Raw genomic sequence first — 293 nt, forward strand, 5'->3', positions numbered from 1 at the left:
CCCGTGGATCGCGGTCCCGCGATCGGCGTATGGCGACGCCGCCTCCGGCGTCTGCGGCAGCACTGCCGACGCCGGGCAAACTGATACGCGTGGGAGCGAGCTCGCTGTAATCACAGCGCACTCCGCAGTTGTTCGGGCGTGAGCCCGAGTACGCGGGCGCGATCGACCGCGTCCCGCCAAACGCGGGCGCGATCGCTCTGAGGCAACTGCGACGCGCGCGCCTCGCGCAGAAGTTCGACTAGCTCTTCGCGGTCCTGCGCCTCGAAGAGGTCGCCGAGCAGGTGCCCGAGCGG

At 70.6% G+C, this 293-nt stretch carries 1 protein-coding gene; it reads right to left on the bottom strand.

The features are described from left to right. Positions 1 to 110: 110 nt before the first annotated feature. The coding region (locus tag N2041_RS14475) for a hypothetical protein (RefSeq protein ID WP_297679302.1) at positions 111 to 293 on the bottom strand (183 nt) is incomplete at its 5' end.

This window comes from Tepidiforma sp. (assembly GCF_026419595.1).
GTDB lineage: Bacteria > Chloroflexota > Dehalococcoidia > Tepidiformales > Tepidiformaceae > Tepidiforma.